The organism is Faecalispora jeddahensis (genome assembly GCF_000577335.1).
Taxonomy (GTDB): Bacteria; Bacillota; Clostridia; order Oscillospirales; family Acutalibacteraceae; genus Faecalispora; species Faecalispora jeddahensis.
Genome location: NZ_CBYL010000061.1, coordinates 1 through 13,593 on the forward strand (window position 1 = coordinate 1; position 13,593 = coordinate 13,593).

16 protein-coding genes and 1 pseudogene are annotated in these 13,593 nt (G+C 56.3%); all 17 read right to left on the reverse strand.

Annotated features, from left to right (window positions below):
- Positions 1–477: pseudogene (locus TY09_RS16045) on the reverse strand (hypothetical protein); the annotation flags it as partial.
- Positions 474–2,051 (reverse strand): type II/IV secretion system ATPase subunit, encoded by a 1,578-nt coding sequence (locus tag TY09_RS16050; RefSeq protein WP_042436449.1) that lies wholly within the window; start codon positions 2,049–2,051, stop codon positions 474–476. The pseudogene TY09_RS16045 and the gene TY09_RS16050, both read right to left, overlap by 4 nt.
- Positions 2,048–2,197, reverse strand: coding sequence for a hypothetical protein (locus TY09_RS18460; RefSeq protein WP_018214017.1), 150 nt, complete (start codon positions 2,195–2,197; stop codon positions 2,048–2,050). Before TY09_RS18460 ends, TY09_RS16050 begins: the two co-directional genes overlap by 4 nt.
- Entirely contained in the window at positions 2,194–3,009 is an 816-nt protein-coding gene (locus TY09_RS16055) for an ATPase AAA (RefSeq protein ID WP_018214018.1), read from the reverse strand. The genes TY09_RS18460 and TY09_RS16055 overlap by 4 nt, the downstream gene beginning before the upstream one ends.
- Positions 3,009–3,839 (reverse strand): Flp pilus assembly protein CpaB, encoded by an 831-nt coding sequence (gene cpaB / locus TY09_RS16060; protein WP_018214019.1) that lies wholly within the window; start codon positions 3,837–3,839, stop codon positions 3,009–3,011. The genes TY09_RS16055 and cpaB overlap by 1 nt, the downstream gene beginning before the upstream one ends.
- Before the next feature lie 30 nt (positions 3,840–3,869).
- The gene (locus TY09_RS18960) at positions 3,870–4,001 is read right to left on the reverse strand and encodes a hypothetical protein (protein ID WP_018214020.1); all 132 of its coding nucleotides are present in this window, start codon (positions 3,999–4,001) and stop codon (positions 3,870–3,872) included.
- Complete coding sequence (locus TY09_RS16065) at positions 3,998–4,453, reverse strand: prepilin peptidase (protein WP_018214021.1); 456 nt, start codon at positions 4,451–4,453, stop codon at positions 3,998–4,000. Before TY09_RS16065 ends, TY09_RS18960 begins: the two co-directional genes overlap by 4 nt.
- On the reverse strand, positions 4,443–4,634 hold the full coding sequence (locus tag TY09_RS16070; protein WP_427846429.1) for a DUF6133 family protein: 192 nt from the start codon (positions 4,632–4,634) through the stop codon (positions 4,443–4,445). Before TY09_RS16070 ends, TY09_RS16065 begins: the two co-directional genes overlap by 11 nt.
- Before the next feature lie 51 nt (positions 4,635–4,685).
- Complete coding sequence (locus tag TY09_RS16075) at positions 4,686–8,891, reverse strand: S-layer homology domain-containing protein (protein ID WP_018214023.1); 4,206 nt, start codon at positions 8,889–8,891, stop codon at positions 4,686–4,688.
- A 9-nt stretch (positions 8,892–8,900) separates the two neighbouring features.
- The gene (locus tag TY09_RS16080) at positions 8,901–9,257 is read right to left on the reverse strand and encodes a SpoVG family protein (RefSeq protein WP_042436451.1); all 357 of its coding nucleotides are present in this window, start codon (positions 9,255–9,257) and stop codon (positions 8,901–8,903) included.
- 34 nt (positions 9,258–9,291) lie between these two features.
- Positions 9,292–9,522, reverse strand: a complete 231-nt coding sequence (locus TY09_RS16085; RefSeq protein ID WP_018214025.1) for a DUF6133 family protein — start codon at positions 9,520–9,522, stop codon at positions 9,292–9,294.
- Between the two features lie 50 nt (positions 9,523–9,572).
- Entirely contained in the window at positions 9,573–10,130 is a 558-nt protein-coding gene (locus TY09_RS16090) for a YodL domain-containing protein (RefSeq protein WP_018214026.1), read from the reverse strand.
- A gap of 41 nt (positions 10,131–10,171) precedes the next feature.
- On the reverse strand, positions 10,172–10,711 hold the full coding sequence (locus tag TY09_RS16095) for a hypothetical protein (RefSeq protein ID WP_018214027.1): 540 nt from the start codon (positions 10,709–10,711) through the stop codon (positions 10,172–10,174).
- A gap of 68 nt (positions 10,712–10,779) precedes the next feature.
- The gene (locus TY09_RS16100; RefSeq protein ID WP_018214028.1) at positions 10,780–11,610 is read right to left on the reverse strand and encodes a DNA adenine methylase; all 831 of its coding nucleotides are present in this window, start codon (positions 11,608–11,610) and stop codon (positions 10,780–10,782) included.
- Between the two features lie 8 nt (positions 11,611–11,618).
- Positions 11,619–11,951 (reverse strand): hypothetical protein, encoded by a 333-nt coding sequence (locus TY09_RS16105; RefSeq protein ID WP_026184158.1) that lies wholly within the window; start codon positions 11,949–11,951, stop codon positions 11,619–11,621.
- Positions 11,952–12,079: 128 nt separating this feature from the next.
- Positions 12,080–12,370: a hypothetical protein gene (locus TY09_RS16110; protein WP_018214030.1), complete on the reverse strand. Its 291-nt coding sequence runs from the start codon at positions 12,368–12,370 to the stop codon at positions 12,080–12,082.
- A 77-nt stretch (positions 12,371–12,447) separates the two neighbouring features.
- The coding region (locus tag TY09_RS18685; protein ID WP_042436456.1) for an antirestriction protein ArdA at positions 12,448–13,593 on the reverse strand (1,146 nt) is incomplete at its 5' end.

Consider the following 13,593-nt stretch of genomic DNA (forward strand, 5'->3'; position numbering starts at 1 on the left):
ATTTTCCTCCACCGCCGTCAGAATGTCCTCGTTTCGGAGGTAGGCCGTGGTGATGATACTGAGCGCCGTTTCCAGCTCCGCCGCAATGTCCTTTTTGAAGTGGCTGGCCGTGAGCTTCACCCACCAGAACGGCAGGAGCATACAGCCCGCCGCCATGACAGGAACCAGAAAAAAGTTCGAGAGCATCACGGCCACGGACGCGCCCACGGCAAAGAACAGCAGGGACAAGGCACAGAGCATGGGAAAGCGTGCCGATCTGCCGGTGACCTTGAGGATAGACTGCACCTCGGCAAGCTCCCGGCGCAGATAGGATTTCTTTTTCCTGCGGATGGTTTCATTGACCTCATCCCGGAGGGCTTTGGGCTGATCAGTCAGCCTGCCGAAGATGGCGGTTGTAAACGCCATGGGTGTCAGCCCAAGCAAAATAAAAGAGCCTGCAATCATTCCAATGCAGGCGATTAACAGTACCGTCATCATGCGATTTGTGCCTCCTTTCTCCTCAGGCTCTCAATGACCGCCTGCGGCATACCGTTTTCCAGAAGCCGCTTGGCAAGGCTGTCCGAGATGGTATTGACTTGCTCGTGGTGCCCCTCAATGATGAATTTGCCGTCCTCCATGCGGTTTTCGGTGATGACATACTGGAACAGCGGGCGGAAACGCCTTGTGCCGTCGGGCAGGATTTCGCATTCCTGAATCTCCATCATGCGGCGCTGCTTGTTTTCCAGCTGCTTGCAGAACACCACAATGGGATAGGCTTCGGTGACATAGTCCATGAGGGTCGCATCGGACATATCCACGGCGCGCTTGCACAGGGACACCATGCGGCGATAGGTGGCTTCGCAGGAATTGGAGTGGATGGTGGTCAGCACCGCCACGCCGGTTCGGGCGGCCTCCTGCGCCGCGTTTGCCTCCGCGCCGCGCATCTCGCCCACCACGATGATGTCCGGGTTGAAACGGAGGGCATAGTCTAAAAGGTTGGTCTGGTCGATGCGCTGGCGGTCATTGTCGCTGTCACGAGTCAGGGTGTGGATGACCGAATTGACCACCTTTCCGTCCTTTTCTCTGACGAGAGCCAGCTCACGGGAGCCGTTTTCAATGGTATAGATTCTCTTGTTGTCCGGTACGGTGGTCAGCACCCAGCCTGCCACGGTGGTTTTACCGGAGCTGGTGGCGCCCGCCACGCAGACCGAGATGCCGTAACGGACACAAAGGGATAAAAAGTCCAGCATAGGGTCTGTCGCCGTGCCGCTTCGGACAAAGTCCTCTTTTTTCATGCTCTGCGGGTTTACGATACGGATGGAGGCCGCCACACCCACATCCTCGTCCACAATGGGGCTTTTCAAGACGGCAATACGGATATTTTTACTGAGATGCCCCAACACGATGGGGCTGACGTTATCCAAAACCATGCCGCTGATGTGGAGCATCCTTCGAATCACATTGACAGCGTGCTGGGGGCTTTCAAAGCGTTCCTCCAGCTTGACGGTGCGGCCGTCGGAATACTGCACCTCAATGTCTTTCCACGAATTGATGTCAATTTCCTCAATGCCGCTCCCGAAGATGTATTTGGTCAGAAATCCAAACTCCGCCATTTCGGTGTAGAGGGCGTCCGCCAGCTTGCCGCCGCTCATGCCGTTTACCGAGACACGGCGGTCCTGGACGTACTTGGTGATGTAGCGTTTGAGCTGCGCCTTGGCATCCTCGCCGCCTGCGGTGATGAGGGTGCTGTAATGTTCGGAGATGTACTCCTGCACCTCGGCAAGCACCGAGGAGAAATCCTTTCCCTCCGTTTCCGGGGTAAAGAACAGACCATGCGCACGCAGCGTGCGGTTGTCACGCAACGGCGCGGCTTCCTGCTCATCCGGCGGATTCAAAACATCCACATCGGAACCGAACTGCAAGTTTGCAAACCTCTCAGCCGTGGGTTCGGAGGTATTTCCGACTTCGGTGATCAGCTCTGGTTCTGTGGATAACGGATGACTGCCGTTTTTTTCTGTGCGTGCCGCCTTATTCTGAAATGCCGGTGCGCTTCGTTTTTTGCCCAACTTCATATGCCGAACACCTCCTTTTGGCGCGCGCAGCTTTTGCGAAAGCTGCATGGTTCGCTTTGCTCACAGTGCGCCTCACGGGTGGGAACCAGTTCCCCCCGTGTGCCCCCCATGCTCTCCGAGGGGGATTTGGAACGATAGCTTTTCATATACCAAATACCTCCCTTGTAATTTTTTCTATTTCCTTGCGGAATTGGCGGCTGTCCTTTAAGGACAAATCTGCCAGCAGATTCCCGGCAAGGTACTGTTCCTCCAGCTCCGGCGAGTGGGTCAGGGTAAAGGCTACGGAGCCCAGCGCCTGTCCGATCTGCTCCCCGGCCTGCCGGGGCTTCACGTTCCCGGCAACCTTGTACTGCTTCTCCGCATCCCATTTGGAATCCCGGAGCAATGGGAGCTGACTGGAAAGATAGCTTACGGATTTCAGATCGGCGTTTGCAAGGCGCAGGACGCTGTCGGCCTCCATGAGCGCCACGGCGGAAAGGATGTCGTTGGCGATATAGCTGCCGCAGTCCGCCACCACGAAAGGGGCGATTTTTCGCAGATTATCCAGAAGTTCTTGTGCCTGAGTCTGCTCATAGGGCGGGTAGGTGTACTCGTTCTCACCCTTTTTCATGCCGAGGACGGTGAGGTATTTGTGCTTTTTCAGCGTCACCAGATTGTGCTTGATGAGCGGCTCCGTCACATGGGCGGCGGCAAGAATACTGCCCAGCGAATGCTCGCCCTGAAGCTCCGAGGGCGGGCAGATGCAGGGCAGCATGGGGGCGGTCATATCGCAGAGAAGAAGCACCACGTTTTTCTTCCGGTCGGCAAGGTGCTTTGCAAGCTTCACGGCAGTGACGGTCTTTCCGCTGCCGGGGGAGCCCCAAACGGCAAGGATTCCTTCCTGCGGCTCCTGCTCCGGCGAGGCATCCTCCTTTGGCACTTGGCGGGTGAAGATGCCCTTTTTCTTAAAGTTCAGCATCACTGCACCTCGCTTTCCGCAGGCGCTTCGGATGCAGTGCTTTCCTCCGGTTCCTGAGATTCAGGAGCGCTGTCCTGCACCGGCTCCGCGGGATACAGTGCCGCAACGACCTTGTCCTGCGCCTCGATAAACTTGGCGCTGTTTGCGGGTGTGCCGCGGTAAACAAGGGACAGGTGGAGCTTGCCGTCCGATTCCAGCTCTGCCAGCACCTTGCTCTGTTCGGGGGATACCAGCAGGGTCACGGTTGCAGGAAGTTCTTTTTCATTCTCCGCCGAAGGCGAATCGGGTCCAGCGTCACGCTGGTTGGCGTCATAGCCGCTGCCTGCGGTGACGGCGATGACCTCCACATATTTCAGCTCGGCGGGGATCACGGTGGAGCCCTGCTTTTTGTAATCCGGGGCGATCACCGACACAATATCGCCGCTTTCCAGCTTGCCGGACAGTCCGTTGGCAAAGCTCTTGATGGTGACCGACATGGCCTGCTTGGTGCCGTCCAGGTTGTACAGGTAGGTATTTTCTGCCGCCGGGGTGTCGGATAGCTTGGTGTTTAAGATATAGTCACCAACGGAAAGATCGGCGGTGGCGTACTTGCCCACAACGGATTCGCTCTGGCGAAGAACATTTTCGGGCAGTCCGAAGCCGCCCACTTCCGCGGTCTGCACCATCTCCTTGGTGATTTCCTCGCCTGCCTTGATTTCCTTCACGACGCGGACGATTTCGGTTTTCTGGCTGACCGACTGGTTAAACAGCGGCGTCACGCCGAAGCAGATAAGCAGGGACAAAAGAATGCAGATCACTCCGACCACCGTGCGGTTTTTGAAAAGGCTCATAGATTTTTCCTCCTTGATTTCATGGTGATTTTAGAAACTGGAGCTGTATCTGCGGTGTTTCACTGCTTTCACAGCCTTGGGGATCAGGGCGGCGGCCAGCGTAACGGCGGCGATACCGGCAGCGACGAGGGCCTTTTTTCTGCTGATATGGATTTTTTTCATGAGACAATTCCTCCTAAAATTTTTGAAATGGTTACGGCAAGAAAGCCGAGGGACAAAAACGGCGCCATAGGCAGAGATGCCTGTGACGCTTTCTGCGGCTCCAGCTTGCGAAGCCGTCTGATGAGCTGGTTTATGAGATAAAAAAAGAGGGATGCCGTCAGGCCGAGCAGCAGCCCGGCCGTGCATCCCACAAAGCCCAGCACCATGCCTGCGGCGGCTGTGAGCTTGATATCCCCGCCACCGATGCCCTCCGGCTTGTACAGGGCGGCAAGCAGCAGGGGCAGTGCCGCAAGGACGCCTAAAAGATTGACGGGGCTGAAATCAATCAGCCCCGTCAGTGCAATCAGGAGGCAGATGCTGTCCGGGATAATCCGCTTGCGGAGATCCCACACAGAAGCCGCCAGCAGCAGACAGAAAAAAAGCACCGCCTGAAGGGTGCTATCAGCCTGCATAGTTGAACATTTCCTTAATGCGCTGCACAAGGGTGGGCAGCACCGTTTCCCCGAACAGAGCATACAGCCCCGCAAGGAGCAGAGCGCCCAAGACCACGGCAATCAGGATTTTGATGGCGGTGTCAATGTATCCGTCCCCGCGGCTGCCGGAAAGGACGCGGCGGGTTCTGGCGGCGGTCATGACCGCCTTGCTTTTCAGCTTGCAAATGAGATGCTTCATGGATGTTCCCCCTTATTCAAAGTGGTACGTCACCGAGTAGGTGATGTTGGATTTGTTGTACATGCACGAGTGGTTGGTATAATAATAAAACTCCAGCTGCGTGTATACGCCTGCGCCGAGGGTACGGGTGAAGGTGATGCCGTTGGAGGTGGTGCCGTAGTCCAGCTGATCCCACTGGCCGGTCAGCTTGTTGTAGCCGCGCACCCTGCCGAAGTCGGAGCCGCTGTGCCCGCTGACGGGCGGCACCGTAAAGGTGTATTCGGTGATGGTGGCGCCTTCGATGCCGTTTTCCATGATCACGGAATCCGGGCCTGTGAGCGTCATGCCACCGCCGCCGTTGGAATCCGCCACAAAGAAAACGATAGCGGCCCACGGGGACTCGGCGCCTGCGGAATCCACCGCCTTGACACGCACCACGTTCTTTCCGCGGGGGTAGGTCTGGGTTTCGGCGTTTCTGCCCTCCCAAATCAGGGTGACTGGGTCGCCGTCCGGGTCGGAGCTGGCTGCCGTGATGGTGACCGGCGTTCCCGGTGCCACACTGTTGCCGTTCGGCGTTCGGGTAATCATCGGCGCTGTCGGGGCGGAGTTTGCCACGGTAAAGGTCTTGGATACCCAATCGGAATACAGCCCGGTAGCATCTTTGGCGCGAACACGGACGGTGTGCGTGCCAACGGCATAGTAGCCGTCCGCCGCCTTGTTGTCCCATTCCAGTGTAGTGGGATCGCCATCCGAGTCAGAGGCTGTTGCGCTGATATTCACAAGGAATTTGCCGCTTTGGGCTGTACGGGTCGGAGTGGCAGTCAAGGTAACCGTAGGCGCGGAGCTGGTGATGGTGAAGGTCTTTTCCGTCCAAGGGGAATATGCTCCGGCAATGTCCTTGGCACGGACTTTTACGGTATGGGTGCCGGGCGCATAGTAGTTGTCTGCCGCCTTGTTATCCCATTCCAGCATGGTGGTATCGCCGTCCGCATCCGCTGCCTTTGCACTGATATTGACGAGGAATTTGCCATCTTTCACCGTGCGGGTCGGCTCGACAGTCAGGGTTACGGTGGGCGCGGCATTGGTCACGGTGAAGGTCTTTTCCGTCCATGGGGAATACGCCCCGGCGATATCCTTGGCACGAACTTTTACGGTATGGGTACCGGGCGCATAGTAGCCATCCGCCGCCTTGTTGTCCCATTCCAGCGTGGTGGCGTCACCGTCCGTATCCGCTGCCTTTGCACTGATATTGACGAGGAATTTGCCATCTTTCGCCGTGCGGGTCGGCTCGGCGGTCAGGATAACGGTTGGCGCGGCATTGGTCACGGTGAAGGTCTTTTCCGTCCACGCAGAATACGCCCCGGCAATGTCTTTGGCACGAACTTTTATGGTGTGAGTACCCGGCGCATAATAGCTGTCGGCCGCAGTATCCGCATACTCCAAGGTCACCGCATCCCCATCGGGGTCTGTGGCACTGGCGGTGATGTTCACAAGAAACTTGCCGGCCTTGGCGGTACGGGTGGGTACGGCTTCTACCACAGGGACATTCGGCGCGGTGTTGGTGACCGTGATGCGTTCCGAATGGGTGGTGACACGCGCTTCGCTGTCGGTGATAGAGGCGGTCAGGGTAAATGTGCCGGTGTCATGGATAGCGATTTTGCCGCCGTCATTGCCGAGGGTGCCCTGATACTGTGAGGGATTGCCGTCCTTTTGTAGTGTCCATACAACGGAATAGCTGCCGAGGTGCCGGACATCCTTTGCGGCAACTTCAAACTCCGTGCCGTAGTGAACAGCCTGCGGCATGGTAAATGCATATTGCACCACAGGGTGGATGCGAATGTTTTCGCTGTGGGAATATCTGCGTTTCAGGTAATCGGTCATGGCAGCGGTGAGAACATACTCGCCGTCGCCCTTAAAGGTAATCTTGCCGCCCTGGGGGGTGAGGCTGCCGTCAAACGCCTCGGAGAGCGGAATGCTCTTGCCGTCCTTGCTGACGGACCACTCCACCGGCAGAACCTGATTGTTGCCGTGGGTTCTGAGGTCGATGGCGGTATCGGTATAGGCAAATTCGGGAAGCTCAAAGCCGATGGTCAGCACAGGCAGAACCTCGCATTTGTCATGGCTTTCGTACAGAAATACACGGCCGGTTTCATCGGTGACTCTGGCTGCCAGCTCATAGACACCGGCCCGTTTGAAGCGGATCGTGCCGCCGCCGTTTGTGAGCGTTCCGTCCACATAGGTCGGCCAGTCCTGAAATCCGTAGGTGTTGTCCACCAGCCATTCGACGGTGAGGCCGTCCAAATCAGTGGTTTCGGTTTTGACCGCAATATCCGTATCGGTGTGAACATACTCCGGCAGGCTGTAGCTGACGGCAGGCACAGGATACACCTTGAAGCCCTGCTCGTAGCGGTAGGTTCTGCCACCGTCGTCGGTGAATTCCGCTTTCAGAACATAGCTGCCCTTGGCATGAAACTTCAGCTCACCGCCGCTGTTGCCCAGCGTACCCTCCACCGCATCGGTGAGGGATACTTCTTTTCCGTCACGGAGCAGCGTCCAATTTGCGGTATGGCTGCCGATTTCCCCGAACACTGCCTCCACCATCACGGTGCTGTCGGTGTGGAAGATTTCCGGCAGATAGAAGCCCGCCGAACCTACCGGGTAGACGGTAATATGGGCGGTATCGGAAAACACTCTGCCGGTATCGTCGGTGACAGAGGCGGTCAGCGCATACACACCTTTTTCCTTGAATCGGATGCTACCGTCAGCAGGATTTCCTTCGATCCATGTGTCGGTTTCGGCAGGCTCGCCGTTCCGGGTCAGGGTGTAGGCCACTGTGAGGCCGTCCGTTTCTTTTGTTTCTGTCTTGAGCGCCACGGTTTTATCCGTATGAGAAACGGTTGGGAGTGTCAGCTTGACCTCCGCTACCGGGTAGACCGTGATGCTATCCTGTGCGGTGATAACCTTGCCCAGCTCATCCGTAATCGAGGCGGTCAGCTTGTATACGCCCTTTTCCTTGAACAGCACCGTGCCGCCGGTGGAATCCAGCGTTCCGGTGAGAGCCGTTTCGATATCGACGGCAGTGCCATCCTTTTCGAGCGACCATACCACCGCATTGGTACCGAGGTTTTCGGTCATCAGCTTCACCGCCACGGATTTGTCGGTATGGGTGGTTTCGGGCAGAGCGAACGCCGCCGTCACAACCGGGTAGATGCTGATGGTCTGCTCATGGGTCACCGTGACGCCCCGGCTGTTTTTGGCCGTGGCAATCAGGGTGATGCTGCCGGTCTGCATAAATTTCACTTTACCGCCGTTGTGGTCAAGGGTACCGTCTGTCAGCTCTGAAAGCTCGGCAGGCAGATCGTTTTTCAGGGCTGACCATGTCAAATCGCTTACATACCGGCTTTCCGGCTTGATTTCAATTTCATCGGCAGTATACGCGGTTTTGGGCAGTGTAAATGAAAACTGCGGGGCGGGAACATAGGAAGAACCGCCACCGGAACTGCTGCCGCCAGAACTGCCCCCGCCGGAATTCCCATCGGAGGGCTTATCCTCCGGCTTGGTGGGAACAGTCGGCTTGGGCGGTTCTTCCTTCTTGATTTTTTCTTTGGCCTTTTCCGTATCCACCAGCATTTCAAAGGCTTCGGCGCGGGTGGCCTTTCCGTCCGGCTTGACCGTGCCGTCCGGGTAGCCGTCTACGATACCGTATTCCTTGCCGGTGCAGATGCTGGATTTGTCCGATTCGGAAAGCGTATCGTCGTCGGAAAAGCCGGTGACGCAGGAGCAGGAGGCGTCATGCTCGCCCTTGCCGATGGCACGCACCAGCATGCGGATCATCTCCATGCGGGTGATGGGCTGATCCGGTAAAAACTTCGTGCCGAAATCGTCCTTTTGGATGATTCCCGCAATAATGAGCGCCTCAACATCCTGCTCCGACCAATGTCCGGCAATGTCGGTGAAGCGAAGGGTGACCTCGCTTTCCTCCGGCTCCGGCAGCTCCATGGTTCTGGCAACCAAGGCGGCGAATTCCCCTCTGGTGATGATTTCATCCGGGTGCGCCAGCCCGTCGGGGTAGCCGCTGATGACGCCTTTTTCCGTCAGGATCTGAATGGCTTCCTCCGCCCAATGCCCCTTGGCATCCTCAAAATACCGGTTTACCGCATAGGCGCTGCCCGCAAGCAGGGAAAGCACAAGGCAGACAGTGAGGGCAAGGCACAGCGGCCGTTTCATTTTCTTATTCATAAGCGCCTCCTACATTCCGCCCATGACGGGCTGACCTTGCTCCTGCTGGGCGGAGGATTCCTGTTTCTGCGCGGCGGTCTGCCCCTGGGTCAGCGTCTGCTGATAAGCGCCGAGGACCGCCTTGTCAAACTCTGCCTTGGCCTCCTTGGTGCAGGGAAAGCAGATATCCTTGTACTCGCCGTTTCCGGCCTTATAGCTTGGCATGGAGATAAACAGCCCTTTAGAGCCCTCCATAATTTTGATGCCCCGCACGGCAAAATCGCCGTAGACATTGACCGAGGCGGTGGCCTTGCAGCTGCCCTGCGGACGGATGGAGTGGATTTTCACATCGTACTTGGGTGCGGCCGGTGTCGTGTTCTTAGGCATGGTTTTTTCCTCCTTCACAAGATTTCCGGCACAGTTAACCGGCGTAGTTGAACATCTCCTTGATGCGCTCGGTCAGGGTGGGGAGCACCGTTTCCCCGAACAGGGCATACAGCCCCGCGAGGAGCAAAGCGCCCAAAACCACTGCAATCAGGATTTTGATCGCGGTGTCAATGTAGCCGTCCCCGGCATTCCCTGCGAGAATGGAGCGGCTTTTCACAGCAGCCGCACCGAGCTTGTTCTTCAGCTTGCAAAATAGACTTTTCATTTTGGCCTCCTTCATAAAATGAGGGCATGAAAAAAACAGCTTCTGGCTGTCTACATGCTCATGCCCATGGTTTGGGTTTGCTCCGGTTCCCCGAAGCTGATTTGTTGAAATCCGAAGCGGTCACAGTAGTGGAATTCGCTGCCCTCTGCGTCATACAGCTCCACCACATCGGACATGGACAGGGAGTGTCCGTCATAGCCAGGCGGGTGATTCACGTTGCACCTTGTGTAGATGGCTTCGAGATCGTTGGTGTCAAGCTGCCCGTCATAGGCGACCCGGTAATGCTCCCGGGACGGCTCTCCAAACTGCCGCACCGTTTCCTCATAAGAGATAAACTTCCTATACACATCCGTTTCCGGCTTCAGCTGCCAGACGCGCACATTTTTCAGCGGTGCGGCGGACTCATTCATGCCGCCCATTCGTTCCCCCGCGGCAAGCCGTTCCATCACGCCGTCCGTCCACTGCGGGGTCAGGCTGCGGCTTTTGAGCCATGCGGTCAGCTCGTCATTTTGAAAGATGCTGTCCACCACCGCTTTTTCTTTTTCTGTATATCCGGCCGGGTTTCCGTAGTAGGAAATGAGGCCGTTCTTCAGGGTGATTCCCGGCATATGCTCACCTCCCGGATTGTGTGTTGGGAATCCAAGACAGGTTAGTTGCCGTAGATGATGCTGTCCAGCATAATCAGCTCATCCAGCTCCGCAAGGCACACGCCGCTTTGGGCCAGCACGGCGAGAATACCGGGCGGCACATCGGTAATATCCTGCTGGATATCGGCCTCCACCACCGTGATTTCGCCGCTGTCCTCGTCCGTATAGGCTTCCAGCTTGGCGTCGGCGGGGATACCCGCTTCCTCCAGCAGATAGCCGGGGATGCGGACAGTCTGGCTTTCATCCAGCAGATCATGGCAGAGAGAGCAAGCGGAAACGCATCCGGCAGGGCAGTCATCTGCGCAGCCCTCGCCGCAGTTGTCGCACAGTCCGCAGGCGGAGGCGAGAACGACGGTCAGATCGGCGGCAAGGGCGCTGAGACTCTGGATGGCGTTCGCCACCTCCAGCGCCGTCATTTTGTCCTTCATAAATACAAGGGCGTTCTGTCCGGCATGAAGCTCCAGCGTATCCTTGTCGGTGAAGCCGGACCGTTCACAGGCATCGGCCGGTAGGCCGATTTGGGGCATTTGATTCTTTTTCATAAAAAAGGGTTCCTCCAATCAAGTATTAATTTTGTTTTTCACGCAAGGCTGTGCCAAGGGCGCTTTTTCTACTCCATGAAGCCTCCTTCCCCAAACAGATTCAGCTGTGATGGGGCGTTTTTCTCACGCTCATGCAGATCGTAGTTGGCAATGAGGATTTCAGGAAACTGCGCCCCATTGTCATAACGCTGCTTGATGTTGTTAATGCGGGTAAAGGCTTCCGTCTGGATGCCCGGTGCGTCATAGAGGCTGCGGATAAATTCACAGTCGTTGTAGGACAGCAGAAATTTGCCGCCGATCTGCAGCAGGGCATCCCGCAGGCGGATATGGTCTTTTTCCGTGAAGCCGTCCTCGCCCACGTTTTTGTAATAGCTTTCGGTTTCAAAATACGGCGGGTCGCAGTAGAAAAAGCTGACAGGGCGGTCATACTGCCCGATGAGCTTCTCAAAGTCCTTGTTTTCGATGACCACCTTGGCAAGCCGCCGGTGGGCTTGCTCGATGAGAGGGAAATTGCTGCGGATATCATGGGGCTGGCTACCGTAGCTGGTTAGCCCCGACGCATAGCTGTAGCGGATAAGCTGGTAAACCCACGCCGCTTTTTGCACATCCGATGCGGGAGAATCGCGGGCGAGGGCGTTTTTCACAAGCTCGAAATCCGCGCGGGAGTTGAGGCAGTAGGCAAGCGCCGCCATTAGCTCCTGCGGCTTCTCCCGCACACAGCGGTAGAGGTTCACCAGCAGACCGTTGAAGTCATTGTAGACCTCAAAATCGTTGCCGGGCAGCTTGTGGAAAAGCACCCAGCCGCCTCCGCCGAACACCTCAATGTACCGCTCATAATAGAGGGGAAACAGGGTGACAATCAGCTCACGCAAGGATTTCTTGCCGCCGATCCAGGACATGAAGCTGTTCAGGAGTCATCACCTCCTTCCAGCGGCAGACGTATCTGCGTATCGTCAAAGGCTGCAAGGGAACGCCGAAGGCCGGTGATGGCAGCACTGATTCCGCTGATGCGGTTTCTCATATGCCGGATGGTCAGGCGTACCTCGGCTTCGGTTTTCGCGTAAAAGTACCCGTTCTGGTCGCTGGCAATGGGAACACCCTCCCGGCGCAGGGCATTGACCTGATCCCGCAGCTCCTTGCCGGAAACGTGGAAGGTACATTCCAGCTCACGGCTGATGACCGCGTTTTCCGCACCGCGGTGATACCGGCGCAGATGCTCTGCAAGCTGTTCTTTCTGCATGGGTCCTCCTTTCCGGCCGTTTCCCCAGAAAGGCAAAAAAGGGCGCAAAAAAACAGGGCCGCCTCCTGTTGGGGAAACGGCCCTGTTTTAATGTGGGGTCTAAAAAAGCGCAGGCGTCTCTGCCTGCGCTACTTGATTACGCCAAGCTCTCTTAACACTGCCACGCAGTCCTTGGCGCCCTGAATGTACAGATGCTTTTGAAACGTTACCTCTAAATCCGAATTTTGACTCAGATAATACTCAATTCTGTCTTTTATACCTTGACTGATTTCAAAGCTGTTCTGGATGCTGTCACTGAGCGAAATTAGTTCCTGTGCCAGTTTCTCCGCCTGAGGGTCTGATTCACGCAGGGCGGAATATACAAGCTGAAACCGCTCCGCCAGAGCCATATCCAGCAAGTCCATGAGCTTCTCGTCCATCTTCTTCGCCTCCCTTCAGCACAACACAATGCCACAGCTTCATGAGAATAGCTATACCAAAACCCAACAAAGATTTGCTATTTCATTTCCATGCCAAGACTCTGTCCGGGGCGGTTGAGGCATTGGTCCACCGTCATGCCGTTCTGCGGCTCCAGCAGCCCGTATTCGGTTTCGGCAGTGGCACGCTGCTCCAAAAGATACCGCCCGTAGTTATCCAGATTACAGAACAGGCTCAGTCCGTTATCACCTGCCAAAGAAAGCATTCGCTGGATTTCCACTTTTGCGTACTCAGCGGGAGAGGCAGTATCAGTCAAAAGCTCAAATTCCTCTGTCATAAACGCAAGGTCAAGGGCTTCTTCCAAAGATATATCACCGGGAGCTTCCGCCAGCATTGCCTTGTAGGTCAGCAGATGGTTGTCCGTTTCAAGCTGCCGGAGCTGCTCTGCCAGCTCATTCACCAGCCCATAGCAGTCGCCCTCAGATGCATACAGAACGTCGCTGATTTTTTCAGTGAGGCTTGGCGCCATGCAGTCCTCCGCCGAAAATGCACATTCCTCCGGGGAGGCGGCTCCGACAGCATCAACCGCCTGCAAAAGCGCCGCATCCCCGGCAGGGAGCTTGAGGAAGACAACCGTTTCGTTGTCATAGGCGGGATCATTAAAATGCCCCTTGGTTACTTGGAGAAGCACGGCATAATCCGGCTTGTCAAGGGTTCTGGTATCGACGCTGTGGTATTCGGAGGCAATCTCGCCGTTCTGCACTACATAGCCATGGGGCGTGAACACGCCGCCCTCACCCTCGCGCATCTCTCTGCCGATTTTGGCGAAGTCCAGATATTCGTAGACTTCATCCGATACCCTTTCCAGTGCCGGTACAAAATCATTATCCGCATAAAATTTGCCGAGAGACGGATCGTCATGAGCTTCATAGGCAATCTGGCAATGCTCGGTGCTGTGTGTCATATTGATGAGCCGCTCCACTGATATGGGAGCGTATTGAGTCTGAACGGCATCCATCATCACCATGCCCTCGAAGCAGTCCAGTTCCCATGCACTTAGGGAAGACAGCCGCTGGGCGAGGTGATTCAGCTCATACAGATTGATATCGGGGGCGATAAATTGCGGCAGATAGTCCAGCTTGCAGCTTAAAACCTCCGCGGAATAGACGGTATCTCCGGTAATTCTTGCTTTTTCCAACGCATCCGCCAGCTCATAGGGTGTGGC

What these genes read in the sequence shown, in the direction of transcription:
- TY09_RS16050 (WP_042436449.1), bottom strand. Translation starts at nt 2,051, where the DNA reads ATGAAGTTGGGCAAAAAACGAAGCGCACCGGCATTTCAGAATAAGGCG.
- TY09_RS18460 (WP_018214017.1), bottom strand. Translation starts at nt 2,197, where the DNA reads ATGAAAAGCTATCGTTCCAAATCCCCCTCGGAGAGCATGGGGGGCACA.
- TY09_RS16055 (WP_018214018.1), bottom strand. Translation starts at nt 3,009, where the DNA reads ATGCTGAACTTTAAGAAAAAGGGCATCTTCACCCGCCAAGTGCCAAAG.
- cpaB (WP_018214019.1), bottom strand. Translation starts at nt 3,839, where the DNA reads ATGAGCCTTTTCAAAAACCGCACGGTGGTCGGAGTGATCTGCATTCTT.
- TY09_RS18960 (WP_018214020.1), bottom strand. Translation starts at nt 4,001, where the DNA reads ATGAAAAAAATCCATATCAGCAGAAAAAAGGCCCTCGTCGCTGCCGGT.
- TY09_RS16065 (WP_018214021.1), bottom strand. Translation starts at nt 4,453, where the DNA reads ATGCAGGCTGATAGCACCCTTCAGGCGGTGCTTTTTTTCTGTCTGCTG.
- TY09_RS16070 (WP_427846429.1), bottom strand. Translation starts at nt 4,634, where the DNA reads ATGACCGCCGCCAGAACCCGCCGCGTCCTTTCCGGCAGCCGCGGGGAC.
- TY09_RS16075 (WP_018214023.1), bottom strand. Translation starts at nt 8,891, where the DNA reads ATGAATAAGAAAATGAAACGGCCGCTGTGCCTTGCCCTCACTGTCTGC.
- TY09_RS16080 (WP_042436451.1), bottom strand. Translation starts at nt 9,257, where the DNA reads ATGCCTAAGAACACGACACCGGCCGCACCCAAGTACGATGTGAAAATC.
- TY09_RS16085 (WP_018214025.1), bottom strand. Translation starts at nt 9,522, where the DNA reads ATGAAAAGTCTATTTTGCAAGCTGAAGAACAAGCTCGGTGCGGCTGCT.
- TY09_RS16090 (WP_018214026.1), bottom strand. Translation starts at nt 10,130, where the DNA reads ATGCCGGGAATCACCCTGAAGAACGGCCTCATTTCCTACTACGGAAAC.
- TY09_RS16095 (WP_018214027.1), bottom strand. Translation starts at nt 10,711, where the DNA reads ATGAAAAAGAATCAAATGCCCCAAATCGGCCTACCGGCCGATGCCTGT.
- TY09_RS16100 (WP_018214028.1), bottom strand. Translation starts at nt 11,610, where the DNA reads ATGTCCTGGATCGGCGGCAAGAAATCCTTGCGTGAGCTGATTGTCACC.
- TY09_RS16105 (WP_026184158.1), bottom strand. Translation starts at nt 11,951, where the DNA reads ATGCAGAAAGAACAGCTTGCAGAGCATCTGCGCCGGTATCACCGCGGT.
- TY09_RS16110 (WP_018214030.1), bottom strand. Translation starts at nt 12,370, where the DNA reads ATGGACGAGAAGCTCATGGACTTGCTGGATATGGCTCTGGCGGAGCGG.